The following is a 26,105-nucleotide window of genomic DNA, read 5'->3' as shown; positions in this document are numbered from 1 at the left end:
CCGTGCCCAGGCACGGGCGTCGATTTAAGCCAGAACCCATACCTGCCATGCACGAGCCCAGTATTTTTTTGTGCCATTATTCCGACTGGAATATGGCACACTTCCAACACCGCTTTTTGCCCACGCTAAACGCCGAAGACCAAGTTCGCTTTGAGCGCTTTCGGCATGTCGATGCCAGCCACCAGTTTCTAATCGGCCGCTCCCTACTGCGCCATGCGTTATCGCAGGCGTTGCAGCAAGCGCCGGAGTCTTTTTGTTTTAGCCAAAATAAAAATGGCCGGCCTGAGCTAGCAGGCAGCAGCATAAACTTCAATGTTTCCCATACGGAAGGCCTGGTGGCGGTAACCTTGGCCGAAGCTCCCTTGTTGGGCATCGACGTGGAAAGCGCCCAGCGCAGTGGCTCTACACTGGAAATCGCCGATCGTTTTTTCCACCCAAAAGAAACCGCCGCAATTACTGCACCGAACCAAGAGGCGCAGCAGCGGGAAAACTTTTTTCGTTTTTGGACGTTAAAAGAAGCCTACGTAAAGGCACTGGGAGACGGCTTACAACGCAGCCTGCAAAGTTTTTATTTTACTTTGCGGCAGCAGCAGGTGGATTTACAAGACGAAAAAGTACCCGGCAATAACCGGGCAACGCATATTTATCAATACCGAGTGGCGGATAACTATTTTTGCACCTGGGCCAGCATTGACACTACTAACCCACCCATGGCACCGCGGTTTTATAGCCTTAGCCAGGACTTTACGGCCTCGCCACTGATGCTTGCGCCCGAATATCGAAGCGCCCCTAATCTTTAACTGCCTCGGCCGGCGGAATGTTTTTGCTCAGCAGCTGTTCCGAACCCTGGGCTAGGGTTTCCCGCGCCTGCTTGCGCTCCATGGCCACAGCTTGTTGCCGCTCGGCTTTATTGATCCAAGCCAGAATCCGCTGCCAGTCAGCGATATCCGAATCGTAGCGCTTGGTCATCTCATTAATACCGCGCCCCTCTTCCACCGCTTTAAGGTAATTTTGGGTATCGCGCAGCGCAGTAATTACCGGTATTTTCAGGCTGCTTAAAAACCGAGTTAGCTTTTGAAAGCTCAGGGTGTTGCGTTTAACGCGATTCATAATCACCCCCAGACGCACCGGTTTGGCTCGGTACTGAGGGTTTAACAACAGTTGTTGCACAAAGCCCGCTGTGGCGTGAATATCAATCTGTGACGGGGCCACCGGAATCAACAGAATATCCGCGTCCACCAGTAGCCGGTCGAGATCCGGCGACTGCAATCCGGCCGGGGTGTCACACACCAAGTAACGCACCTCGCGGCCCACTTTGTGCTTCATCCAACTGCGAGTGTGGTTAGCTCCTTCGTTGGATTTGGGCGAGTAGTTGGTTACCGTGGGTTTTATTTCGTCTCGCATTTGTAACCAGTAGCTGGCACTGTGCTGCGGGTCAAGGTCAATCAACCCTACGCTGTGCTGCTCGCTTAGGTGGGTGATTAAATTGGTGGTTACCGTGGTCTTACCAACTCCACCTTTGGCGTTGGCAACCATAATGCGCGTTGCCTGGGGCCGACTGATCACCCGAACGCTCGGTTTGCTTAGTATCTCATCGTCCATAGCGGGGAAACTTGTTTGAATGAACCAACATCTTAACGCTTGATTAACACTCAAGCCAATGCAACGGCGTTAAACACGTTGCGTAAGTCGCTTAGATTGTCTATTTGCCTGGAATTACTGAAATACATTATGGAAATAACACCGTCGAAAATTAAAGCCTGGGATCTTCCTACTCGTGTCTGGCACTGGAGCATAGTCGCCCTAATTGCGTTTCTGTGGTTTAGCGCGGAAATCGCCGACGATTTAATGGATTGGCACATGATGGCTGGTAGGACATTGCTTGGCCTCCTGCTGTACCGTATTGTTTGGGGGGTTATGGGCAGCGAAACAGCCCGCTTTAGCCGTTTTGTGCGCAGCCCTCTGGCCGCACTGACCGAACTTAAAGGCCTAGCCGGTGGCCAGCACACCCGCTACATCGGCCACAACCCTGCCGGCGGTTGGTTTGTATTGGTGTTAATCGCGCTGATGGCACTACAAGCAATCAGCGGACTGTTTGTCAGTGACGGCTACTTTTACGAGGGCCCCTGGGCTAGCAGTGTCAGCGGTGACGTGCAAGATACCATGATGGACATACACGAGCTGGGCATAAATTTGATCATCGCCGCGGTCGTGATTCACGTGTTGGCTATTGTGGTGCATAGCCTGCGCGGCGACCATTTGGTAGGCGCAATGATTACCGGCAATAAAAAAGTTAGCACCACCACCGCCGATGGCACACCCACACAGTGGCGTTCGCCCTGGTTGGCATTAGCCGTGGCCGCTGCCTGCGTTGGCGTTCTGTGGTTTGTTACCGCCTGAGGTTATTTATAACTTTCCAGTGCTTGCCAGATCATGCGAAAAAAGCCTCCGATTGGAGGCCCTTTGCTTCTGGCTATCACTCTACAAACCTTCGGCGATTTAGTTTAAAACCGAGGTTATTCTTTAAAGTCGTCGTGGCAACCTTTGCAGGTTTTACCCACGGCACCAAAATTGGATTTAAAGCCTTTTTCGGTACCGGCGCTGGCAGCCAGCTTAGCAGTGGCGGCAACGAAATCCGCCATCTTTTCATCAAACGCTTTTTTGTCTTTCCAGATGGCCGCTTTGGCCTCTGAGCCGTGACCCAGGCTTTCGATTTCAAAACCCTGGCTGGCCACCGGCGCCAAGGCCGCAAGCACATTGGCGCTTTGGCTGATGGTTTCGGCGTTGTACTTGGCTTCGCCCTTCATTACCGCACCCATTTTGCCCATGTGTGCGCCCACCAGAGAAAACACGGCCTTACGATATTGAATCTGTGCCTTAACGGGGTCTTTTTCGTCGGTATGAGCGGTGGCTACGGAGCTGGCGAACACCAACGCGGCGGCGGCCATTGTTAATTTCTTCATTTAATTCTCCTTATCGGTTTTTCACAATCGCTCTTCATGGCGATAAAAGGCTAAATATAATGGGTTTTTGTGACAATCGTCATCCGTTGTGCGGTTTGCTGCTGCGAAAATAGCGAAAGAGCTTTTCTTTTCTTAAAAACAGTAAAACCGCCAGAATTAATATGTATAACCCCGGCTCCACGATATCGGCTTTTACGGACCACAAAAAATGCAAACAAACCAACGCGGCGGCCAGATAAACCGTGTTGTGTAATGGCTTCCAGCGCTTACCCAAGGCTCGTACCAACCGAGGCAAAGAGGTAACCGCCAACACCGACAACACCAACCAAGCGACAAACCCCACGGTGATATAGGGCCGCTCGATGACTTCAGACAACACCAGTGCCCAGTTCATTTGCAGGTCATAGACCACATAAACCGCCAAATGTGCCGTGGCGAAGGCCGCCGCCCAAAGCCCCAGGGGCCTGCGCAGCCGCATCAGCGCCGGCTGCCGGCTAAACCGGACCAGCGGCGTCAATACCAACGACAGCAACAGCAAACGCAGAGCAGATAGACCGTAGAAGTGGATCAGCGATTCCACAGGATCACCACCGATAGTGTCGTTTAAGGCGGACCAGTAAGCGCTGGCCAACCACCAGCAACAAGCGAGGTGAAGCGCAAGCCGCGACCAACCTACCTGGAAGCGAGTAATGGAATTAGGGGGGATATTAAAAGCCATAGCTAGATTAGCCATCCATAGTAGCGAGCACGGTCTCCATCAGAAGGGTGTTGCCGGGCGGGATTGACTTGCCCGTTGCCCGGAGATAATTCAAATCGACAGAGGTTTTTTGATAGAAATATCAGTAAAAGCGCTGCAAATCCATACCTTGGTATAAACCCGCCACTTGTTCGCCATAGCCGTTGAACGGCAAGGTGGCGATGCGCTCATCCGAACCCAAACCGCCCCGAGTAATACGGCGTTCGGTGGCCTGACTCCAACGAGGGTGGTCTACCTCCGGGTTCACATTGGCGTAAAAACCGTACTCATTGGCCGCGGCCAAATTCCACGTGGTGGGCGGTTGCTTGTCCACCGCCTGGATGCGAGTGATAGATTTAATGCTCTTAAAGCCATATTTCCACGGCACAACCAATCGCACCGGCGCACCGTTTTGCGGCGCAAGGGTTTTACCGTACACCCCCACCGCTATAAACGTCAGTGGATGCATGGCTTCGTCCATACGCAAGCCCTCCACATAAGGGTAGCGGATACCACCCCCTAGGCGGCTGCGTTGGCCTGGCATTTGTTTCGGGTCGAACAAGGTTTCAAAGGCAATGTATTTTGCCGATGAATTAACGCCGGCGCGCTTAAGTATATCCGCCAAGGGGAAGCCCACCCAGGGTATCACCATAGACCACGCCTCCACACAGCGAAGGCGATAGATACGCTCTTCTAAATCGAATCCGAACAGATCCTCGTAGCCTAGGGTTTGCGGTTGATCCACCAAACCATCGAGTTGCAGTTGCCAAGGGTCAACTCTAAAACCTGCCGCATTTTCTCTGGGGTCATTTTTGCCTAAACCAAATTCGTAGAAATTATTGTAGGACGTGACCTTGGCCTCGCTGGTAAGCGTTTGCTGCGTCGATGTGGCCTTGGCAAATTCCAGCTCGCGCTGGAGCTTAGCGCCACTTCCACTGTTTTTATCGTTGCCAAACCAGTCCAACACACCCGCCTGCGCATGGCTGGCCAGCAAGCCCCCCATCCCCAAAAACCCCATTTGCCGCAGCAATGTGCGGCGCTGTCGGAACACGGTTTCATCGGTTACCTGAGCTTCACTCAGCTGCCATGATTTTTTCGTTTTAATCAACATAAGACTTACCTTAATTATGGGTGCGGGCATAAGCGCTTGTGCACTACATAAGCGCTTGTGCACTACATCATCGACTTCTGCCGTCGTCTAAACCTATATTGCCCACCTGCCACACCCAATTTTAACCATATGCTACAGTGTAAGGGATAACAAAAGTTTCACGTAATGTACCCATACCAACCACTTTCTGCGCATGAACATTACCGACACCGAATTTGGCCAAATATTTCCCTTCTACTTCCAATCGGATGAGTACGGCCAAATCACCCAAACCGGACCAAGCCTGCAGCGCTTTTTACAGCGCAGCGATCAGGGTAAGAGCTTGTTTGCGCAATTCACCTTCAAATCACCCGCCATTAACGACCTTGCCGGTTTAGACAACCGAATTGAGAATATTTTCCTCATCGCATTGACCGTTGAGCCTGGATTGGTTCTGCGCGGTCAGTTTTTACGTTTGCAACACCACGGAGGATATCTGTTTATTGGGGTGCCCTGGGTGACCGATTTAAAGTCCTTAAGTGCCCTGGGTTTAAGCCTAAAAGATTACTCGCTGTACGAACCAACCACCTATTTTTTGCTGTTAAATGAAGCCCAGCGCTCCTCGCTGGAAAAGAGCGAGAACATAAAAGGTCAGCTACAAGAGCTCAATGAATCCCTAGCCAAGCGCGTAGAAAGGCGTACTGAGAGGCTGAGCCAAATTAATGACGAGCTGGTAGCCTCCCAGGAAAAGCTGCGCCAGGAGATGCGGCACCGGGAAGAAGTCGAAGTGGAGTTGAGACTGGCGCAAAAAATGGAGGCGTTGGGGTTGCTCTCAGCGGGCATTGCCCACGAAATTAATACCCCCATTCAGTTCATCGGCGACAGCTTGCGGTTTATACAAGAGGCCGCTAATGATCTGCAAAAAGCTAGCATTGAATACTCAGAGCTCATCGACACAAACCAGCCAGAGATAAAACAAAAACTACTTAGCATTAATAAGAATTACGACCTAGACTACTTATTGGACAGGTTGCCAGAAAGCATAGACCGGGCCATATCTGGAGTGGATCGGGTAAGCACCATTGTTCGGTCGATGAAGGCGTTTAGCCATCACACTGAGAGCGAACGTAACCTAGCCAATATTAATGAGGGTATCGAAAATACATTAGTGGTTGCTAAAAACGAATATAAAATGATTGCCGATGTTGAAACGCACTTATCCGAACTGCCTAACACCCACTGCAATATCGGTGACTTAAACCAGGTATTTCTAAACTTAATTGTTAACGCAGCTCAGGCCATAAACGAAAGATTTCTACGCCACAACCTGCGTGGCCGCGGCAAAATTATTATTTCCAGCGCCCATGTCGATAACGAAATTGTCATTAAAGTAAAAGACAACGGCTGCGGTATTCCCGACACCATTAAAGAAAAAATCTTTGATCCATTTTTTACCACCAAATCCATCGGCCAGGGCAGCGGACAGGGATTATCTCTGTGCCATCGCGTGGTGGTAAACCAACACGGCGGCAGCATTAAAGTGGAAAGTGAAATCGACGTTGGCACCGAATTCAGTGTGCACCTGCCCATCACAAGCCCAGAATACAGCTATGAGGAGGCTACCTCATGACGGACCAAACTAAAATTCTAATCGTCGACGATGAAAAAATGGTACTCGACGGACTCAAGGATGTCTTGCGCAAACACTACAACGTGCATACCGCACTGTCCGCCAAGGATGCCATTACACTGTTAGAACAAAGCGGTCCCTATGCGGTGGTCATCAGCGATATGATTATGCCAGATATCGACGGCGCTCAGTTTTTGACTGAGGTGCGCGAACGATTTCCGCACAGCGTGCGCATTTTGCTAACCGGACAAGCCAATGCCGAAGAGTCCGCTCGGGCCGTCAACGACGGCGGCGTATACCGCTTTTTAATGAAGCCCTGCGACACTGACAAATTACTAGATATACTGGCCGACGCCTGCGTTAAATATCAGCGCAATGTGGCTGAATCTGAAATCATTAAAACCACGCTGTTTGCCAGCATGGAGGTAATGAGTGAAGCGCTCAGTATTATGAACCCCATGGCGTTCAGCCGAGGTGGACGTCTGCGCCAGGTGGTAGCGTCGCTGGCCAAAATGGCTAAAGTGCGCGAGCCTTGGATGTTTGAAATCGCCGCCATGCTCTCGCAGTTAGGGTGCGTTACCTGCCCACCGGACCTACTGGAAAAAGTCTACCTGCGCGAGAAACTCAACGCTAACGAAAAATATCAGTACGAAAACCACCCTGAAGCCGCCTACCAATTGCTGCACAAAATACCTCGCATGGAGCAAGTGGCGCTGATGATTAGAAATCAAAACCACCCTGAGGAACCCGCCGCAGACGAAGGCCGAGAAGCCAAGCCAATGTCTGATGAAACTCACTTGGGCGCGCGTTTTCTCTATGTTGCAGGCCATTATGACGATCTGCGTATGCAGGGCATCAGCCACAAACCAGCCATTGAAAAACTGCACCAGCATTTTAAAGGCAAGTACGGTATTTATATCGATGCACTGAAAAAAGCCGGCGCGGCGGTCAATAATATTTTGATTCCCAAATCCATCGAAATCAGCGATTTGGTCCCTGGAATGATTTTAGCTGAGGATGTCCACTCCCAAACTGACCTACTATTAATGGCCCAGGGGCAAAAGATGACCAGCACCGCGGTAGGAAGATTATTAGGTTTTCACGAGCGCATTGGCGTACGCGAGCCTTTCACGGTGTTGGTGCGTAAAACCTAATTCGGCAAGCCGTCTTTTCCCAGCCCTACTGCCATGTTCGGGCAGCGTGGCAGTAGGGCCGAGCCCAATTATCTCCTCGTATTCATCGGTCTACGGTCATTAAAGACCATGGCAATCCTAAATCGAGGTTGTTGCGTAAGCTAAGCGTCATTTGTCTATGCTATTTTTTGCGCTGCTCAGCCACACACCTTACACTGCCCGCTATGCATACTCCCAACCACGGTTTTATTGAAATATTTTGGCGTTTCTTGTCGTTAGGGCTGGTCAGCTTCGGCGGCCCGGTGGCGCATATTGGTTATTTTCAAAAAGCCTTTGTTGAGCGCTGGCAATGGCTCGACCAGCAAACCTTTATGCGGCTTACCAGCGGGTGCCAGTTATTGCCCGGCCCGGCGTCCAGTCAGTTAGGCTTTGCCATTGGCCTGCGTGCCGGCGGTATTCCCGGCGCCTTGGCCGCCTTTCTTGGCTTTACCCTGCCCTCTTTTCTGATAATGGCGGGCCTAGCGATTTTTGCCCCCAGTGATCAAACCTGGGGCCAAATTGTTATATCCGCCCTTAAGTTGACGGCCGTGGTAGTAGTGGCCGATGCCTGCCTCACCATGTTCAAAAACTTTTGCCAAACGCCCCTGCAGCGCGGCATTGCCGCGGTGGCATTGCTGGTTATCCTGGTTGCACCCTCAGCATTAATGCAGTTGGCCGTTATTGTGGTGGCCGGGTTGGCCGGTGACGTACCGGAGAAATCCACCCTGTCCAAGGTTAACTGGCGCCATCGCTTTGCCGGCCGACCAACCGTCGCCTTGGGTTTGTTTGCGGCATTATTTGTTGCTACCCCGCTACTGTTATGGCTTGGCAATCCTCTGCTGCAGGCTTGGGCTGGGTTTTATCAGTCTGGCAGTTTGGTGTTTGGTGGCGGCCATGTGGTGTTGCCGCTACTACAGCAACACGTTGGCGATGCCGTGGGTAGCGAACAATTTTTATTGGGTTATGCCGGGGCCCAAGCCATCCCTGGACCGCTGTTTACCTTCGCCAGCTTTTTGGGTGCAGCGCTGTTTGGACATTCGCCCTGGCTGGGCGCCATGGTAACCACGTTGGCGCTGTTTTTACCGGGATTTTTATTAGTATTAGGATTTGAACGCTGTTGGGTTGAGGCACCAACAAACCCAGTATACAGTGATGTTTTTGCGCGAATAAACGCGGCGGTGGTGGGCTTGTTGCTCGCTGCATTTATGCAGCCTGTGCTCACCAGCGCAGTGGCCGGCGGTGTAGACACCGCCGTGGCCATCGCCGGCTTAATTGCCGTTCGGCTGTTTAAACTGCCGCTGCTGTGGTTGATAGCAGCAATGATTGCCATTGCCTTTATCCGTACTTGGTTGGTTTAGTTGCCCAATTTAGAGCGGATTAAATGCGCCGCTGTCTTGGTCTAGCGCTTGCACTTGGCCAGTTTCGATTTCATACATCCAACCGTGTAAATGCACCTGCCCGGTGGCCACCTTGGCCGCTACACTGGGATGGGTGCGAATATGCTGCAACTGCAGCTTGATGTTTTCTTTGGTGATTTCATCTAAGTAATCTGCATTCAAATCACCGTGTCGTTCTTTTACCACCGCACTGGCTGCGCGGCAGTGACCTAACCACTCTTTCACATGAGGAATGCCATCCAACGCCTGGGGTTGAATGGCCCCCTGCATCGCGCCGCAGTGGGTGTGGCCGCAAATAATTATGTCGCGAATTTTGAGCACTTCCACCGCGTATTCAATAGAGGCTGTCATGCCTCCGGTTTGATTGCTGTGCGGCGGCACCACGTTGCCGGCATTGCGGCAGATAAAAAGTTTACCCGGTACGGTTTGTGTGAGCAGGCAGGGGTCGATACGGGAATCGGAACAGGTAATAAACAGAACTTCAGGTTCCTGCCCATAGGCCAACTTAGCGAATTCTTCTTTACGCCCGGGTACAACTTCTTGTTGGAATTTTTTTACACCTTTTAGAATTTCTTCCATAGCGGGTCCTCGGCGGCTACGCCTATTAGCTAAGCCGGTCATTAAACACCCCCCGGGCCATATATGCCAACGTTGGTCACACAAGCATGTACATTTCAGGCCTTTCCCACCCAGCCATTTCTATTAGGTGAAGCCCGTTAATTAATCTCTTTAATGGTACAAAATTCATTTTAACAGTACCCTTGGCGACCACCCTGATAATTTCAGGGCGCTTTGTCTCGATTAATTGGTGACTAGCTGATCAGCTAGTAGGTTGCGGAGGGCAACTTGCTAATAATTGAGGCATGCGCAGGGCTACTCCTGACAACGCGGTGATGGCAACACTTATATAAGTTGCCACCTATACAAATATAAGCCGGAAAACGGCATTGGTACTGACCGACATTCGGGTCGGTCTCTTGAACAACAGTTGGGGAACATATAAATGAAAATTGCTATACCCAAGGAAGTGAAGCCTGGGGAGTGCCGTGTCGCCACGACTCCAGAGGTTGCACAACACCTGCAAAAGCTTGGCTATACCGTGGCCATTGAAAGCGGTGCCGGCGAAAAGGCCAAGTATCGCGACAGCGATTACGAGGCCGCCGGAGTCGAAGTTGTGTCCGACACCCGCGCGCTGTGGGCCAACGCAGACATCATCATGAAAGTACGGGCGCCATTGGATCACCCCGATCTGGGCATCAACGAAATTGACCTGCTCAGTGAAGGGCAAACTCTCATCTCGTTTATTTGGCCCGCACAAAACCCCGACCTGCTTGAAACGCTAGCCAACAAAAAGGTTAACGCGTTAGCCATGGATATGGTGCCACGCATCAGCCGTGCGCAAAAAATGGATGCCCTGTCGTCCATGTCAAACATCGCCGGTTACCGTGCGGTGGTTGAAGCTGCCCAGCATTTCGGCCGTTTCTTCACCGGCCAAATCACCGCTGCGGGTAAAGTAAACCCAGCGAAGGTGCTGGTGATTGGTGGTGGTGTTGCTGGCCTTGCCGCCATTGGTGCCGCCAAATCCATGGGTGCCATAGTGCGCGCATTCGACACCCGCCCGGAAGTGGCCGAGCAGGTAGAGTCCATGGATGCCGAATTCCTATTCCTGGACTTTGAAGAAGACGGCTCCGGTTCCGGCGGTTACGCCAAAACCATGTCTAAAGAGTTTATCGACGCTGAAATGGCCTTGTTCCGTGAGCAGGCCAAAGAAGTGGATATCATTATTACCACCGCCCTAATCCCTGGTAAGCCAGCGCCCGAGCTGATCACCGAGGACATGGTTGAATCCATGAAAGAAGGCAGTGTGATCGTCGATTTAGCAGCCGAACAAGGCGGCAACTGTAAGCTGGTGGAGCCAGACCAGGCCGTCATCAAGCACGGCGTTACCCTTATTGGCTACACCGATATGGCTTCGCGCCTGGCCTCTCAAGCCAGTCAGCTGTACGGCACAAACCTGCGTCACTTGTTAACCGATATGACGCCGGAGAAAGACGGCGAACTCACCATTAACTTTGAAGACGAAGTCGCCCGAGGCGTAACCGCAGTGAGAGAGGGCGAAATCACTTTCCCACCTCCGCCACCTAAGCTGTCTGCAGCGCCGCAAAAGAAAGCCGAGCCCAAGCCCGTGCCAGTGGCCGAACCCGAGGAGAAGAAATCCTCCGGCGGTATCGTATGGTTTGCCATTGGTGCCTTGGCCCTGCTGTTTTTGGGTGCCTACGCGCCGGCGTCGTTTATGTCTCACTTCACCGTGTTTGTGCTGTCGTGCTTCGTAGGCTACATGGTGATTTGGAACGTGTCCCCATCGTTGCATACCCCTTTGATGAGCGTCACCAACGCCATCAGTAGTATCATCATTATTGGTGCCTTAATTCAGATTTCCTCCCCCAGCACCTGGGTGATGTGGATCGCAGCTTTCGCTGTACTCATCACCAGTATCAATATTTTCGGCGGTTTTGCCGTCACCCAACGCATGCTTGCCATGTTTAGAAAATAAGGGGAAGAACCATGTCTCAAGGTATGATCAATATCGCCTATATAGGCGCTACCATTCTGTTCATCCTCGCTTTGGGCGGGCTGAGCAAACAAGAAACTGCACGTCGCGGTAATTATTTCGGCATGATTGGCATGGGCTTGGCCCTGTTTGCCACCATCGTCGGTATCGTCACCACCAATTACTTCTTGCTGATTGTGGCCGTAGTGGCCGGCGCAGTGATTGGTTTCCAACTGGCTAAAAAAGTCGCCATGACGCAAATGCCAGAGCTGGTGGCCATCCTGCACTCCGGTGTGGGTTTGGCAGCGGTTTTGGTGGGCTACGCCAACTTTATGGACCACAGCACCGTCTTGATGGGTGTAGAGAAGAGCATCCACGATGTAGAAACCTACCTAGGTATTCTTATCGGCGCCATGACCTTCTCTGGCTCCATCGTTGCCTACGGTAAGTTGTCTGGCAAAATCGGTGGCAAGCCATTGATGCTACCCGGCCGTCATTGGCTCAATCTCGGCCTATTGCTGATCGCCATTTGGCAGTGCTTTGCCTTTGTTGACCAAGCTGCAGCCGGCGGTGGCACTGGCCCTCTGCTGATTATGACCATTGTAGCCTTGGCTTTCGGTGTGCACATGGTTATGGCCATCGGTGGCGCCGATATGCCAGTCGTGGTATCCATGCTCAACAGCTACTCAGGCTGGGCCGCGGCCGCCACGGGTTTCATGCTGTCTAACGATCTGCTCATCGTGGTGGGTGCTCTGGTGGGCTCCTCCGGTGCCATTCTCAGCTACATTATGTGCCGCGCCATGAACCGCAAGTTCTTAAACGTGATCCTGGGCGGCTTTGGTACCGGCAGCAGCAGCGGCGGCTCCGCCGATGCAGGACCGGCCGGTAGTGAATCTGATATCACCTCAGTGGACGCCGAAGAAGTGGCCGAGATGCTCACCGATGCCAAAGAAGTGATGATTATTCCAGGTTACGGTATGGCTGTGGCGCAGGCCCAGCACACCGTTTTCCAAATCACCAAGGCTCTGCGTGATAAAGGCGTAAACGTACGTTTCGGTATCCATCCCGTGGCTGGTCGTATGCCGGGCCACATGAACGTACTACTGGCCGAGGCCAAGGTGCCCTACGACATCGTATTTGAAATGGAAGAAATCAACGAAGACTTCCCAGATGTGGATGTCTCCGTGGTGATTGGCGCCAACGATATCGTTAACCCGGCCGCAAAAGAAGTCCCAGACAGCCCCATCGCCGGTATGCCGGTATTGGAGCCTTGGCTGGGTAAGACCACCGTGGTACTCAAACGCGGCATGGCCACCGGTTACGCTGGCGTAGATAACCCACTATTTTACAAAGAAAACACTCGTATGTTGTTTGGCGATGCCAACGACACCTTGAACGCCGTCTTCAAGGCGATCTCAAGCTAACCCCACCGGCCCGCCGCCCCTGCGGCGGGCCACTCGCCCTTATCTGGTGCCTTTTTAATCTCCCTGCCTCATTTTTAAACTGCCTGCCTAAATAAGCCACAGCTTTTAGCTGCACCGCATCAAAATTTTGTTATACTGCGCGCTCTTTTGCCTTAAACGATCAAAAATGTCATTGCTACGGTGCCTGCAGCCGGTATAATAATTTTGTGCAATGCAGCATTTTGGTCAATAAGCGATCTAATAGCTACACTGTCTTATACCTTCGTATTTGAAGGCAATAACAACGGTAACGACGCCGTACTGTGGCCTGATTCTCAGATAGCTAACGTCCTAGGTAGCTAACAATGTTATTCGCTGCGCAAGCATTGGTGTATCCACGCCTGCGCGTTCTGCGATTGGAATTTTGCATGTAGGGTTTCTGCAAATCGGGCCGCCCATTACGGCATCGCTGCCAGTGGAGATACCTATGCTTTATCATTTGTACGAACTCAATCACGCGGTCCTACACCCGTTGCGGGAAGTGGCCGGGTTTAGCAAAAAAATACTAGAATCCAAACTCAACCCCATAAGTGATACTTATCCAGCTAAGTTGATGACTGCCAGCTGTGATCTGTTCGAAAGCGTGACCCGCCGCTATGGCAAACCTGAATTCGGTTTAAAAGAAACCAAAATTAACGGCCAACCCGTGGCCATTGAGGAAGAAGTCGTTTGGCAAAAGCCCTTTTGCCGCATGTTGCACTTCAAACGTAACGAACAAGACTACGCCAAAGCCTACGGCAAAGAGCACCACGACCCTCGTCTGTTGATCGTTGCGCCGCTATCCGGCCATTACGCCACCCTGCTCAGAGGCACTGTGGAAGCATTTCTGCCAGAGCACGAGGTGTTTATCACCGATTGGACCGACGCCCGTGACGTGCCACTGTACGAAGGCGAGTTCAACCTTAACACCTACATCGACTACATCATTGAGATGTTGCAACACCTGGGCCCAGGCGCCAATGTCATGGCCATTTGCCAGCCAGGGCCGCCTGTCTTAGCAGCCATATCACTGATGTCTGAAGATAAAGACCCTTGCCTGCCGGCCACCATGACCTACATGGGCTCCCCCATCGACACGCGCAAGTCTCCCACGGTGCCCAACGATTTGGCCAAAAACCAGCCATATTCCTGGTTTGAGAACAACGTTATCTACAGCGTCCCGATGAACTACCAGGGCGCCTTCCGCCGAGTTTACCCGGGCTTTTTACAGCTCACCGGGTTCATCTCCATGAATAAAGACTCCCACATGGATGCCCATTGGAACTATTTTAATCACCTGATTGAAGGCGACTGCGACAGCGTGCAGAAGCACCGCGAGTTCTACAACGAGTACATGTCCGTGCTGGATTTGACCAAAGAGTTCTACTTACAAACCATCGATGAAGTGTTTCAGAAGCACAGCCTAGCGGTAGGTGAGTTCTACCATCACGGCCGCCTGGTTAAACCTGCGGCGATCACCGACGTGGCCCTGATGACGGTGGAGGGTGAAAATGATGATATTTCCGGCATTGGCCAAACCCAAGCCGCCCACGATCTGTGTGAAAACATCCCGCAGGACATGCAGTACGACTATATTCAGCCCGGTGTAGGCCACTACGGTGTGTTTAATGGCAAACGCTTCCGCACCGAAATCCAGCCACGCCTGCGCGACTACTTCCGCACCTATTTCGACGTTAAGAAAGAGGCCGCCATGAAGAAAACCGACAGCGAGAAGACCAAGAAAGGGGCCAAAAAAGCGGCCTAGAACACCCCCAAGATACCCAAGGCAAGCCCTGTAACAAACCTGGGCTGAGCCTGGGCCTCAAGCAGGGCGTCGGACCCCGGGGCGTCAAGCATAAAAAAACCCGCTGCATGCAGCGGGTTTTTTAATGTGCTCTAGCCAGCGCTAAGACCGGCTAAGCAGTGCGATTAGCTTTCGTCGGGTACCAGGGATATCTGGGAGACGTTGGCTGAGCGAGCGGCGTCTGCGATGGCAACGTAGGTGCCCGCGTCAGAGTTGATGTCCGCTTTAACGATTACGGATGCCTTGGGGTTTTCGGCATACATACGCGCAATAATTGAGCGTACAGAGCGCACGTCCACGCGACGGCCATCCATATAGATATCGTTGTTGCCGCTAACCTGCACCAGGATATCAGCCTTTTGGTTGTCTGGCGGTGGTGGCTGGTTCTCAGGTACATCAGGCTTGTTTACGTTGATGCCCAGTTCGTTAACGAATGATGCTGTTACAATAAAGAAGATCAACATGATAAACACCACGTCTAGCATCGGTGTTAAGTCAATGTCGGCCTTGTCTTCTGCTTCACCGCGACGTCTTCTTCGGCTCACAGTCGCTCCCCTCTTGTTTTTTATGTTCCACGAAAATCGTTGCTTGAGTGGCCGCCGGAGCAACCAGGGCCAACATATTATCAGCTTTGGCGGAAAAGTCCTCTACAAATTCGAAACACAACCGACTATATAGAAAAAAATGCTTACCCCAAGCAATAACCCGAAGGCACATCTGCTTGGTGCCGATAAATGATGACCTGCTTATCCAAACTAAGTTGAAAACAGGACAACCCAATACCCAACAACACTGTTTAGCACAAGGTAGCAATACCTCGTCATAAACACCTCAAACTGCCAGCGTGGCGCCTAACAACTTAAGCGCAGGCTTTGGCTTATTAATTGAGACGATGCAAAACCTATGCGCCCCAAAAATCCGCCCACTTAGAGCAAACCTGGCCTGAGTAGTTCATTTATGTTCAGCTCAGCAAGAACACTGACCACGAAAGTGGCCAGACCCCAGCGGTATCTTCACTATTTTGCGTTATTACAGAGTCACCATCTGGTGCTCACCGCCGGTTGCACTCATTGCGCATGGCGCCTATCGCTAATTGGATGCAGTTCCTATGATCGTCTACGTTGGGCCGGGCCCGATCGGCATCTGCACCGACAGAGCGTACCTGCCAATCAACGCACAGTTCGCACGTCGATCTTTACTCTACGCCAATCGGGCTTGCGGATGCGAGATTACACTCGCTCTAATAAAGCGGCGATACCCTGGCCACCACCGATACACAATGCAACCATGGCGTAACGTCCGCCGGTTCGCTGTAATTCATGGATGGCTTTAACGGCCAGAATCGCCCCGGTGGCACCGATGGGATGGCCCAAGGAAATTCCGGAACCATTCGGGTTGACTTTATCTAACGGCAACTTCAACGCGTTAACCACACCCAGGGCTTGGGCGGCAAACGCTTCGTTAACCTCCCAAAAATCAATCTCTTCCACCGCTACACCCGTGCGCGACAATATTTTATCGATGGCTGGCACCGGCCCCATTCCCATAAATTTAGGCTCTACACCGGCGAGAGAATAATCGATTATTTTGGCCATGGGTTTTAAGCCCTGGGCATCCACCGCGGATTGACTGGCCAACACTACCGCCGCCGCTGCGTCGTTCAAACCCGAGGCGTTACCCGCAGTGACCGAGCCATCGGGTTTAAATACCGGCCGTAATTTTGAGAAATCTTCTAGTTTTGCGTCGAACCGAACATGCTCATCCTGCTTAAAAATTGTAGTGCCTTTGCGAGACTTCAATTCAATGGGCAAAATTTGTTGCTCAAAATAACCAGATCTGATGGCGTTCTCCGCGCGTTGGTGACTTTGCAACGCCAGCTCATCTTGTTGTTGTCGAGAAATATTCCACTCTTGAGCAATATTTTCCGCCGTAATGCCCATGTGAACATTTTCGATTGGGCAGGTCAGTGCGCCTGTCATAACATCAACCATTTGAGCATCGCCCATGCGGGCGCCGAAACGAGCGCTCGGTAACCAATAAGGTAATGCACTCATCGACTCCGCCCCACCCGCGACCACAGTATCGCAATCGCCGGTTTGAATCATTTGCGCGGCACTGACGATGGCTTGCAAACCGGAGCCACACAAACGATTCACCGTGAGCGCCGGAACGGTGTATGGCAGTCCACCATTAATGCCGGCGACTCGGCTTAAATACATATCACGGCGATCGGAGTGCGCTACGTTACCCATAACACAATGATCAACGTCCTTCGGGTCAACCCCGGCTCGACTCACCGATTCTGCAACGACTTTTGCCCCCAGCTCTGTCGGAGCAATGGATTTAAGACTGCCAGAAAAATCTCCAATGGCGGTGCGAGCACCATTGACCAAATATACTTGACGGTTTTCCATAACTACCTCACTTAATATAGAAAGAGCTTTACAGCCCATGTGTTTTATTTAGGTTCGATACGTAAAGTCTAACGCAGTTGTTGTTAGGTGGCCGGCAGGCTCGGCTAAGGCCGCAACTTGGCCGCAGCTTTGGAGCCATGACTTGCCAACCGTAGAAACAACCTTGGCGGCTATAAAACAATTAAAGCGCCGGAAAGCTTGGACGTTTTACAATCAAAACACAAGAGAAGTAGCCGCCACCTCGTTTTACTTATTATATAATGGTCTACACATCTCAAATAGTTATTGAATTACTCCAGAGATGCCCCTATCACCCTTGGCCGGCGACCGAACTTGGCCAAGTTCGCCGCCGAACCCGATCGCCTAGCAGCGAAGAACAACAACTTAAGAGCGCTGCAAATGATGCTACGCGAGCTGGTTGCTACCCTATCCGCTGGGCCAAATGATCATAAGCTGCCTTTTTCGCTAGAAATAAAAACCGCTCAAAAGAATCCACCGATGATTAGCCAGCCTCAATCCAGCCGCCTGCAGTACTTCGCCGATCGTCAACTAACGTAAAGACGCTTACTGATGACGCCTAGTAAAGAGATCTGCATAAAGACGCTGTGGTAAAGGCATTAGGTTAAAAACACTTGAGTAAAGACAGGGAACCTAACCCCTTTTAACGGCTAAAACGTATGCAGCGCACAACCCGCAACTCCAGTACAGTGGTCGGCCTGCAGACTGAGACTCGGTCATTTTTTTTACAGCTACAGTCAGCGGGCATAGTAAAAAGCGGGACCTGCAAGCCATTCAATTACCCTGGCAGAAAGATCTGAAGTACGTGAAAGAGACCGCTGGCGGGATGAGGCCTTTTACATGCAGTACCATACGAAGCCAAATTTATAAAACAGGTGTTGGCCTAGTGATTCCCTTACTTGGAGACAAACCACATTATTTTGGTAGGCCATGTGATTTTGGTAGCGCCGATACGTGACCAAAAGTGCTAAAACTTGAGTACGACAATAGCCAACCATTGAATTTAGATTCAACCTGTAACCATTGTGCCCAAGTAACCGGGAAACGTGTGATTTACCCACATCCGGGATTAAAAAGAATGAAAGCCAGGGCTGGGCAAGTGGAATAACGAATTAAGAAACAGCAAGCCAAGTAGCAACGAAAGAACAAGCGCCAAAACACAACAGGGCTTTGAAAAAGCAAAGCAATAAGCAAATAGAGACGCCGTTTCGGCAATACATTCGATTAAATCGCAGTAAACACCAATTTCAATCGGCGGCGGGGTGACGCCCCTCTCGATACCTGCCCCCAATTACCCGGTCACAAAGCGCCGATTCGTAGAGTTATGATTTAACCTGAACGGGAGCCAACGTTCTGCGCTTGCCCAGTCATTTAATAGCGTATTCGCAACTGCGGCTGAGATATCCGGCAAACAGCCACCGAAGCGCAACCGCCCATCTCGCAAAATTGTCCTTTCAAAAGCGCAGGCCATTACTGTGAGCCGCAAAACGCTTCGAACGGCAACCCTGCGTGAAATGCCACCCGGATTAGTTGTATAGATAACGGTTGCCAACTTTATGGCTACAAAGGCTTTATCTACACAAGCTTCGATTATGCAGGCAGCGCTGCATAGGCAATGAAATATCGAAAATAGCTACGAGGATAATGGCGGCAATGGTATTGGCCGGTTGTTTTTTCGTAAACAGTCACGCACTCGCAAAAGGAGTACCCGAGTTAGGGTCGACCCAGCAGCCAGAACCCCTCCCTGCTAATCGCCACTAAAATACGCTCGGCGGCCAGCGTTGGGCCAATCATAAACAATAAGGCCTTGCTTTTCTTCGTCGATGGACCAATCAGCCTGAATATGGCCATTAGGTGAAATGTGATCGTCGGGTACGGCTACTAGAATTCCAGTGTGTGACTTTTGATATTGTATGGCTTTTAAGTTTGTGTGGTATTCGCCACCTCGGGCCGGCATTTGCCAGTGACGCCGACCATCGCCAACTTTAAGAAAACCCAATCGGCTGGCGAATTTTATCTCAATAACGAGCAAGGAAATGTTCGACCAACGAGTTTGCGTAGGTCTAAAAAGAGAAATTGGAAGCCAAAGTCAGCCAGTTTATTCATTCAAACTGGTCACATCGCCTCGCTTTAGTCTGTTTAAAAATCCGAAACTTTTGCCGCCAAGTTATCCAAAACAAAAAAAATATCGGCTTTTTTATTAAATTTTCGTTCTTTTTGTTCTCATTTTTCAAAATTTGGTCTATTTTCATGCAAAGTGCTTGAATTTTTTCTGTAAATGCTTAACTTATGTCGCTTTAATGCAGACCCCCTGCACTGAAATTTATTCTCATAAAGGAAACTGACTATGGCCCCACGCACTGCATCCGCTGTAGACCCTGTTGCCAAACTGGAACAGGAACTAGCAGCTCTTAAAACTCAATTGGCCAAGGCTCGCGCAAAAGAAGAGTCCGACCTGGCTAAAGAAGTCACCAAATTAAGTGCTGCTGCTAAAAAAGCGGCTACTGCTAGCTCAAAGGCTAAAGCCAAACTGGCTGCTGCTCGTAAGAAGAAAACCCCAGCCGCTGCTAAAGCTGTTGCCGCTGCTCGCACCGCTTCTTCTGAAGCTGCTAAAGCTGCTACTGAAGCCAAAGCATCTGCCGACAAGGCCAAGTCAGAACTGCGTGACCTGAAAGCTTCCAACAAAGCCGCCAACGCTTTGGCCAAAGCCGAGAGCAAAGAATTGGCTCGCGTAGCTAAGATCAAAGCTACTAAAGAGAAGGCAGCTGCTAAGAAAGCCGCTGCAAAAGCTAAGGCCGCTGCCAAGAAAGCTGCTATTAAAGAGAAAGCAGCCGCCAAGAAAGCCGCCGTTAAAGCTAAAGCCGCTGCTAAGAAAGCTGCTGTTAAAGCCAAAGAAGCTGCCAAAAAGGCCGCTGCTAAGGCTAAAGCCAAAACTGCTAAGGCCAAGGTTAAAGCCAAAGCCGCTAGTAAAAAGGCCCCTGCCAAGAAAGCCGCTCCCAAAACCGCTGCTAAAAGCACTCCGGCAAAGGCCGCACCTGCTAAGAAGCGCGGTCGCCCACCAAAAGCCGCCGCTGCTAAAGCTGCCACCCCAGCGGATACCGGCGCCGCGCCTAAAAAGCGTCGTGGTCGTCCACCAAAAGCAAAAGCTTAATCAGCTAGCGCACAGAAAAGGCCGGTTTTTTACCGGCCTTTTTCTTATCTGGCAGAAAATCTCGACTAGGGAGCCGATTCAGGCTCAGTGTTTGTCGTCTTTGGCCGAGGGCGGATTTCCGTCTCATAATTGGCCATATCCTCAAAGGCACAGTAGCCTCGGTATTCCAAATCGTTGCCGCTTAGGCTTTGCGACGAGAAATCCACCTCAAACTCCACCCGTTGGCCGGTAAAGAGAGTTGGCTTCAGGCCTGCCCCTTCCGGAAAGCGCGGCTTTCGCAAACGCTCGGCCTTGGCTTTTAGATCTTTCAAGCAAACCCGGGCATAGTGAGGCAAATGACGTTTTTTTTGTTCTATATGCGTTTCACCACTGGAATGTAACACCTCCAGCGATAGGCCATTCATCAAAGTGGCGTAGGTTTTAAGATTGTCATCGCGGCAAATAATTCTGAACACCGGCTGCTCGGCCTTGGATTGGGATTCCATAAGCTCGCCGCGCACAACCTTTTGGCAGCTTTCTTCCGCACCCACTTTAGCCACTGCGTTTTCCAGTTGCGGCATGTACTGCTTGTACCGGCCGGGCAACCAGAGATTGACGTCTCGCGCCTGCCCCCATTGCGCAGCCACTAAACACGCTCCCAACACCAGCGTGCGATGCAGATAACCATGTGGACGAGTGGTGCTGAGGTTTTTCATTGGCAGGCGATCCTTGGGGCAATTGCAGAACGGGTGTCCACCTAAAGTGTAGACCAACGTTTGCCGGCCAGTACCACGCCGCCCTGCGCTTTATTTCTTAGCAGATCAAGCTAATCGTTAGGCAAACAACTCAGCCAATTGCTAGGCCAATAGCTGCAACGCGGGATTCCATTGCGTAAGCAGCTCAGCCATGGCCCGCGCTTGTTTTTGCAAAGCCAGCAGGTTATCCAGGGGCTGCACAGAGGTTTTGCCGACGTTAATTTTTCGATGCAGACTCGCCAACGGGTGGCTAGGATGTTCGCTACGCAGGAGATCCAACTTAAAACGCAGATGATGAACTAAGTTTTGGTAGAAGAAGTTCAAACCGGTGTAATCCAGCAAACCGCACGAATTATACAAGTCGAAAAGCTCAAATTCTAAAGACAAAACCCAAGCTTGCTTGCACTCGGGAGCCACTTCAACGTTGGCGCAGCGCACCTGGCCCAGCAAGAAAGCCAGCTCACCAAACATTTCACCGGGCTGTACCTGGCGTAACACCACCGCACCAGTCGTCCCTGGCAAACAGACATTCAGGCTTCCTCGCAGTAAAAAATACACCCGATCATCGCGATCGCCGCATCTCAACACCAAGCCTTGAGAGGCAACTTGCTGCACCTGTGCGCAGGCCAATAATAAGTCTAATTGATCTGCCCGATACTGTTCGATTTGCCGAAATAATGGAATATAGAGCAACTTTTGCTTTATTTCCGAATGGCTTAAGCCGCCGTATTGCTGCAGTCGCATAGTTGGGACTCCCTCACGGATAAAATGAAACGGCGGCGCTCTGGCCGCCTTGGTAAATCTCTTGGTGCAGTCCTTCTTCGAGCGCGCAAAAAACTGGCTTGACGCAAAGGAGCTAGAAAGAAACGAAAATGGCAGTTGATTGCGTGGGCCCACCTAGTACACTGCCGCGAGTGTAGGGTGTGTATTAGTTATTGCGCAATTGTAAAATTGAACGATTTCGCCCACACCAAGCGAGTATTTATTGAAAGTGAGAATTGGCTAACGCTATTGCCAGCCCGAGCCTGCCGGTCATCGCAATAACCTCGCAACTGAGCCCGCGGCCACCACAAAATTGACGCAGTTAACTATTCTTAAGAGCAACTAGGGAATGTGTTGCACGGCGCCAAAAACTCGTTAGACTAAATATTAGTCAGCACGGATAAAAAGCGGTGCCGTTTGCCCGAGACGTCGGCCAGCGCGGCCAACACTTGGACTTTCGACGGGCGATGTCGGTACAACAATAACGAAGTCATGCACAGATGCACTTCACATAAGTAGGGCTAAAAAGCCAACCAGCAGCACCAGCCAACAAGCTCTGGCAACATACCCACAGTTAATCGCGGCAGAGTCACCGCCAGTTGCGCCGAGTGGACATCCATTAAGTAGCGTTTTTCTTCTCTGTAGACAATCCAGCCTTCCCGGACAATACGCCTGGGTACAAAGCACAATAAAAAGAGAGATATCGGTGTTTGAAGCAGAAAAAACCAGAACGACCCGCCGCAACAGTGCCGCAGCCTTTGGCTACTTGCTGGCAATAATCACCGCCGGGCTAATCAGCCACAGCAGTACAGCGGCGCCATTGCTGAACGGTGTTTCCTCGTACGAATACCTCGGCAAGGAGCGATTTATCGCCGCGCTGTTTTTAGACAGCCCAGCCACCGAAGCCGACGCAATATTTGAGCTGCAACAGCATCGCCAGATGGAAATACGCTGCACCAATAATTTTAGTGCACGCCGACACGTTAAAACCTGGATTGAAGGCGCCGCCATTAACAACCCAACGGCGGTATTAAAAGATTACGCCGACGCCATGGTGGCGTTTACTCAACTGATTAACGTACCGCTCAAGCCCGGTGACCGCTTATTAATTGACGCCCCTAACGATGCCCCGGTGGCGGTACTGTTAAATGATGTCGAGCTGGGCAAAATCGAACCGCCGGGTATCTTTGATGTTCTACTGCGCGCTTGGATTGGTTCGGTGCCCCTGTCATCTGCCTTTAGGGCAAATTTACTCGCCGCCGGCGATGTCGACCAGGATTTATCCAATCGTTTTAGCCAATTGCGGCCGATTCCAGAACGCACAGCCTTTGCTCAGACCTTGGCCGCCTCTATTAAAGATGGTGCGCTGGAACGAGAACCAAGTAACACAAGCCAGCTTACACAAGCGCAACCCCAGTCCCAGGAAGAACCCGCGCCACCAACGCGGCGCAGCACCTTGGCCAGCCAATTAACACCACCTGCCACCCCTGTGACGACCAATTCTGCCCCTGCTATCCCAGCACCGGCACAGCAGGCACCTACCCAAGCGCAGCCGCAACGCGCGACCACCACCTTGCCAGAACCAGCACCGCAACCGGCGCAAGCGCCAGCACAGCGCTTGGCAGCCACCACAGAGGATGAAGACGACCAAACCAGCGCCCCAATCACGGCACAAACGCTGTTACAACAGCAGCTGTATCACTCCGACTTATTAGGGCGCGTTTACCGCGAGGTGAAATACCCACGCCGCGCAATAGACCGCAATTATCAAGGCCGGGTTACCCTACAGGTGGTTATCGATCAAAAAGGAGCGTTGAAAGAATTGCAAACACTGGATGAATCCCAATACGGAATTTTAAATCGAGCCGCCGAAAAAGCGGTAAAGGAAGCAGCGCCTTTCCCAGCACCGCCTGTGGATGAGCCCGGTGAAGACTACGCCTTCACCGTGCCTGTTGAGTTTAAATTGCAGTAATTTAAAGGCTCAAACTTTCGATTTGCGAGCAGTAAACGCTCGGACTTTTTATTTCAAAGCGGCGAAACGGCAAGGATGCCGTTTCAGTCGAACACGATTTAACGGTTAGTCCTTACCTTTCAGCAACGACTTAAGGCCCTCTAACTTTTCTTTTTGGTCATCGTCTAGGTGTTCCATAAGCTTTTCTTTTGCTTTGTCCTCGATGCCATCTTGTACTTTTTCTTCAACCTGGCGCTTAGCTCGATCCAACAGTGGCTTGATGGCAGCAGCGGCAAGTTGCTCTGGCGTGAGCCCGTTCTCGGCAGAGCCTAGGTCAGTGACGGTAAAACTGGGGATTTTCAAATCGTAATTGCCCAGCTTCTCTGATTTCAAAGACATGGAATTATCGGCGAAGTCGATCTTTTTCACGGCCAGCAAAACTTCTTTGCCACCGGTCTCTTCGGTTGCCTCAGGCTCGCTGCTAGTGCCCGCTTGGGACTGAATGTTATTTAATAATGCCTGTAGGTTGGTGTCTGCAACACCGGTGTGTTCGGCCAGAATATTGACACCGGACAGGGTAATCTCATCGATCACGATCACATCCTTGAGCACCGATTTAGGCTCAATTGCCAGAGCTACTTTACCTACGGTGAGCAAGTTGGCGTTGCTGAAACCTTTAGGGTTAGCAATGGTAAGATTTTGCAATTCACCACGGCCTTGGTTCATATCCAAAGTAATGTCGGCCGCACCTAGCTCCACCTGGGTCTCTGTGACCTGGCTGCCAAAGTCTTCCACCGCACGCTCAACTAAGCCGTTGAGGTTTTTCGCCAAAAAGTAGCCTCCCACGGCCAACAACAGCAGCACAACGAGAATCAAGCCCAGAAATATTTTTAGTACTTTCATAGTGTTTCCCTAAAGTCTGAAAAGCAAAAAGCCCCGATGTCGGGGCTTTTTCGTTATCGGTATTGGCATGACAACAAATGCCAAGGTTAGTTCGTTAACCTTTTTTACCCTGCTTGGCTACCGCGTCCATGGCTTCGGCCAGTGCGGCTTCATCGGCAAGGTAGTAGTTTTTGATGGGCTTCAGATTTTCATCCAGCTCGTAAACCAACGGCGTCGCCGTTGGAATGTTCACCTTCATAATGGCTTCTTCGCTCATCTCATCGAGGTATTTCACCAAAGCGCGCAGGCTGTTGCCGTGGGCGGCAATCATAATGCGCTTGCCGGCTTTGATATCCGGCACGATGGTTTCTTCGTAGTACGGGATAACTCGCGCTACGGTATCCGCCAAACACTCGGTGAGGGGGATTTCGGCTTCGCTTAAATCTTTGTAGCGCGGGTCGTGGCCCGGGTAGCGCTCATCGTCTTTCGTCAACGCCGGCGGCGGCGTGCTGTAACTGCGGCGCCACACCAACACCTGCTCCTCACCGTGCTGCTCGGCGGTTTCGGCTTTGTTTAACCCCTGCAAACCACCGTAGTGACGCTCGTTTAACTTCCAGCTATTGATAACTGGCAGGTAGCAGGCGTCTAACTCGCTCATAATGGACCAAGCGGTTTTAATGGCGCGGGTCAGTACAGAGGTGTACACCTTATCGAATTCGAAACCTTCCGCTTTTAAACGCTGGCCAGCGGCAACCGCTTCTGCCTTGCCTTTTTCAGACAACTCCACGTCTTTCCATCCAGTAAAACGGTTCTCTTTGTTCCACAGGCTTTCACCGTGACGAACCAGCACCAACTTGTACATTGAGACTCCTTTCCCCGTTTATGGGGGCTTGCTGTAAAAATTGGCGTGATTATACCAGCTTGCGACGGCGCTGTGGCCTACTGCAGCCGCCGAATAGGGGCCAATTTAACGCGCCCGCGCCTTAGACTCAGGCGCTAATCGATTACATGGCGGTTATTCATCAGCCCGCGCAGCAAGGCCTCCACTCGGTCACGGCCACGGGCGGTCAGTAAATACTGGCCGTGGGAACGATATTCTTCTTCATCGATCACCACACACTGGGCGCGAATTTTTTCCAACTCTGGGTTATCGCGAATCTGATAGCCAATAAACACGGCCCAATCGTTACCAGAGGCCTGGCCAACCACCACCTGCTCCAACAATTGCTGTACTTGTTGCTTGGTGACGCGATAGCGAGGCGTCTTTACCGTCAACAACAGCCACAGCACTAATCCGAAAACCATCGTGGTAGCGACTATGGTAAAAAGCCAAATTATCAAAGGGTTACTCCTAGTGAAATGAATAGTCAGCCAATTTCTATCTACTTAAGCGCTAGCCAATAGTTGC

The 26,105-nt window shown here is 51.4% G+C and carries 24 protein-coding genes; 11 read left to right on the top strand and 13 right to left on the bottom strand.

Translation table 11 applies throughout. From position 1 onward, the window contains the following. Positions 1–47: 47 nt before the first annotated feature. Entirely contained in the window at positions 48–800 is a 753-nt protein-coding gene (locus tag ACGHM3_RS03460) for a 4'-phosphopantetheinyl transferase superfamily protein (protein WP_345420081.1), read from the top strand. On the opposite strand, the gene ACGHM3_RS03455 is transcribed toward ACGHM3_RS03460, so the two are convergent. Continuing rightward, a complete protein-coding gene (locus tag ACGHM3_RS03455; protein WP_345420078.1) occupies positions 790–1,602 on the bottom strand; it encodes a ParA family protein in 813 nt (270 codons plus the stop codon). The genes ACGHM3_RS03460 and ACGHM3_RS03455 overlap by 11 nt on opposite strands. A gap of 39 nt (positions 1,603–1,641) precedes the next feature. Between ACGHM3_RS03455 and ACGHM3_RS03450 the strand changes: the two genes are divergently transcribed. Beyond that, on the top strand, positions 1,642–2,400 hold the full coding sequence (locus ACGHM3_RS03450; protein ID WP_345420075.1) for a cytochrome b/b6 domain-containing protein: 759 nt from the start codon (positions 1,642–1,644) through the stop codon (positions 2,398–2,400). Between the two features lie 116 nt (positions 2,401–2,516). Here the strand turns inward: ACGHM3_RS03450 and ACGHM3_RS03445 are convergent, their stop codons facing one another. From ACGHM3_RS03445 to msrP, 3 genes are all read right to left on the bottom strand, one after another. Further along, positions 2,517–2,963 (bottom strand): cytochrome c, encoded by a 447-nt coding sequence (locus ACGHM3_RS03445; protein ID WP_345420071.1) that lies wholly within the window; start codon positions 2,961–2,963, stop codon positions 2,517–2,519. A 79-nt stretch (positions 2,964–3,042) separates the two neighbouring features. Beyond that, positions 3,043–3,681 carry a protein-methionine-sulfoxide reductase heme-binding subunit MsrQ gene (locus ACGHM3_RS03440; RefSeq protein ID WP_345420068.1) on the bottom strand — a complete coding sequence of 213 codons (639 nt, stop codon included), beginning with the start codon at positions 3,679–3,681 and terminating at the stop codon, positions 3,043–3,045. Positions 3,682–3,802: 121 nt separating this feature from the next. Beyond that, complete coding sequence (msrP, locus tag ACGHM3_RS03435) at positions 3,803–4,810, bottom strand: protein-methionine-sulfoxide reductase catalytic subunit MsrP (protein WP_345420065.1); 1,008 nt, start codon at positions 4,808–4,810, stop codon at positions 3,803–3,805. Positions 4,811–5,003: 193 nt separating this feature from the next. Here msrP and ACGHM3_RS03430 point away from each other — a divergent pair, with 193 nt between their 5' ends. The 3 genes from ACGHM3_RS03430 to chrA all read left to right on the top strand — a co-directional run bounded on the left by ACGHM3_RS03430 (position 5,004) and on the right by chrA (position 8,949). Beyond that, a complete protein-coding gene (locus tag ACGHM3_RS03430) occupies positions 5,004–6,419 on the top strand; it encodes an ATP-binding protein (protein ID WP_345420062.1) in 1,416 nt (471 codons plus the stop codon). Next, a complete protein-coding gene (locus ACGHM3_RS03425) occupies positions 6,416–7,573 on the top strand; it encodes an HD domain-containing phosphohydrolase (protein WP_345420059.1) in 1,158 nt (385 codons plus the stop codon). The genes ACGHM3_RS03430 and ACGHM3_RS03425 overlap by 4 nt, the downstream gene beginning before the upstream one ends. A 203-nt stretch (positions 7,574–7,776) precedes the next feature. Continuing rightward, positions 7,777–8,949, top strand: coding sequence for a chromate efflux transporter (chrA, locus tag ACGHM3_RS03420; protein ID WP_345420056.1), 1,173 nt, complete (start codon positions 7,777–7,779; stop codon positions 8,947–8,949). 9 nt (positions 8,950–8,958) lie between these two features. On the opposite strand, the gene ACGHM3_RS03415 is transcribed toward chrA, so the two are convergent. After that, entirely contained in the window at positions 8,959–9,567 is a 609-nt protein-coding gene (locus ACGHM3_RS03415; RefSeq protein WP_345420053.1) for a carbonic anhydrase, read from the bottom strand. 424 nt (positions 9,568–9,991) lie between these two features. On the opposite strand from ACGHM3_RS03415, the gene ACGHM3_RS03410 reads away from it, so the two are divergent. The 3 genes from ACGHM3_RS03410 to ACGHM3_RS03400 all read left to right on the top strand — a co-directional run bounded on the left by ACGHM3_RS03410 (position 9,992) and on the right by ACGHM3_RS03400 (position 14,746). After that, on the top strand, positions 9,992–11,542 hold the full coding sequence (locus ACGHM3_RS03410) for a Re/Si-specific NAD(P)(+) transhydrogenase subunit alpha (protein WP_345420049.1): 1,551 nt from the start codon (positions 9,992–9,994) through the stop codon (positions 11,540–11,542). Positions 11,543–11,553: 11 nt separating this feature from the next. Continuing rightward, a complete protein-coding gene (pntB, locus tag ACGHM3_RS03405; protein WP_345420046.1) occupies positions 11,554–12,963 on the top strand; it encodes a Re/Si-specific NAD(P)(+) transhydrogenase subunit beta in 1,410 nt (469 codons plus the stop codon). Positions 12,964–13,429: 466 nt separating this feature from the next. Further along, the gene (locus tag ACGHM3_RS03400; RefSeq protein WP_345420043.1) at positions 13,430–14,746 is read left to right on the top strand and encodes a polyhydroxyalkanoate depolymerase; all 1,317 of its coding nucleotides are present in this window, start codon (positions 13,430–13,432) and stop codon (positions 14,744–14,746) included. A gap of 164 nt (positions 14,747–14,910) precedes the next feature. Here ACGHM3_RS03400 and ACGHM3_RS03395 read toward each other — a convergent pair whose 3' ends face one another. Continuing rightward, a complete protein-coding gene (locus ACGHM3_RS03395) occupies positions 14,911–15,330 on the bottom strand; it encodes a biopolymer transporter ExbD (protein ID WP_345420040.1) in 420 nt (139 codons plus the stop codon). Between the two features lie 684 nt (positions 15,331–16,014). Beyond that, positions 16,015–17,199, bottom strand: a complete 1,185-nt coding sequence (gene bktB / locus ACGHM3_RS03390; RefSeq protein ID WP_345420037.1) for a beta-ketothiolase BktB — start codon at positions 17,197–17,199, stop codon at positions 16,015–16,017. Positions 17,200–17,532: 333 nt separating this feature from the next. Here bktB and ACGHM3_RS03385 point away from each other — a divergent pair, with 333 nt between their 5' ends. Further along, the gene (locus tag ACGHM3_RS03385; protein ID WP_345420034.1) at positions 17,533–17,757 is read left to right on the top strand and encodes a hypothetical protein; all 225 of its coding nucleotides are present in this window, start codon (positions 17,533–17,535) and stop codon (positions 17,755–17,757) included. A gap of 1,207 nt (positions 17,758–18,964) precedes the next feature. Here ACGHM3_RS03385 and ACGHM3_RS03380 read toward each other — a convergent pair. Continuing rightward, the gene (locus tag ACGHM3_RS03380) at positions 18,965–19,249 is read right to left on the bottom strand and encodes a hypothetical protein (RefSeq protein ID WP_345420031.1); all 285 of its coding nucleotides are present in this window, start codon (positions 19,247–19,249) and stop codon (positions 18,965–18,967) included. 315 nt (positions 19,250–19,564) lie between these two features. On the opposite strand from ACGHM3_RS03380, the gene ACGHM3_RS03375 reads away from it, so the two are divergent. Beyond that, complete coding sequence (locus tag ACGHM3_RS03375; RefSeq protein ID WP_345420028.1) at positions 19,565–20,368, top strand: hypothetical protein; 804 nt, start codon at positions 19,565–19,567, stop codon at positions 20,366–20,368. A 65-nt stretch (positions 20,369–20,433) separates the two neighbouring features. On the opposite strand, the gene ACGHM3_RS03370 is transcribed toward ACGHM3_RS03375, so the two are convergent. After that, complete coding sequence (locus ACGHM3_RS03370) at positions 20,434–21,063, bottom strand: hypothetical protein (protein ID WP_345420025.1); 630 nt, start codon at positions 21,061–21,063, stop codon at positions 20,434–20,436. Between the two features lie 141 nt (positions 21,064–21,204). Then, entirely contained in the window at positions 21,205–21,846 is a 642-nt protein-coding gene (locus ACGHM3_RS03365) for a cyclic nucleotide-binding domain-containing protein (RefSeq protein ID WP_345420022.1), read from the bottom strand. Between the two features lie 724 nt (positions 21,847–22,570). Here ACGHM3_RS03365 and ACGHM3_RS03360 point away from each other — a divergent pair. Continuing rightward, positions 22,571–23,836 carry a TonB family protein gene (locus tag ACGHM3_RS03360; RefSeq protein ID WP_345420019.1) on the top strand — a complete coding sequence of 422 codons (1,266 nt, stop codon included), beginning with the start codon at positions 22,571–22,573 and terminating at the stop codon, positions 23,834–23,836. Positions 23,837–23,941: 105 nt separating this feature from the next. On the opposite strand, the gene ACGHM3_RS03355 is transcribed toward ACGHM3_RS03360, so the two are convergent. From ACGHM3_RS03355 to ACGHM3_RS03345, 3 genes are all read right to left on the bottom strand, one after another. Next, positions 23,942–24,718, bottom strand: coding sequence for a hypothetical protein (locus tag ACGHM3_RS03355; protein ID WP_345420016.1), 777 nt, complete (start codon positions 24,716–24,718; stop codon positions 23,942–23,944). Positions 24,719–24,812: 94 nt separating this feature from the next. Continuing rightward, positions 24,813–25,559 carry a 2,3-diphosphoglycerate-dependent phosphoglycerate mutase gene (gpmA, locus tag ACGHM3_RS03350; protein WP_345420008.1) on the bottom strand — a complete coding sequence of 249 codons (747 nt, stop codon included), beginning with the start codon at positions 25,557–25,559 and terminating at the stop codon, positions 24,813–24,815. A 134-nt stretch (positions 25,560–25,693) separates the two neighbouring features. Continuing rightward, a complete protein-coding gene (locus ACGHM3_RS03345; RefSeq protein ID WP_345420007.1) occupies positions 25,694–26,038 on the bottom strand; it encodes a hypothetical protein in 345 nt (114 codons plus the stop codon). Positions 26,039–26,105: the final 67 nt, after the last annotated feature.

It is taken from the genome of Halioxenophilus aromaticivorans (assembly GCF_042850945.1).
Taxonomy (GTDB): Bacteria; Pseudomonadota; Gammaproteobacteria; order Pseudomonadales; family Cellvibrionaceae; genus Halioxenophilus; species Halioxenophilus aromaticivorans.
The sequence above is the reverse complement of the archived record's forward strand: the minus strand, read 5'-3'. Positions and strand labels throughout refer to the sequence as shown.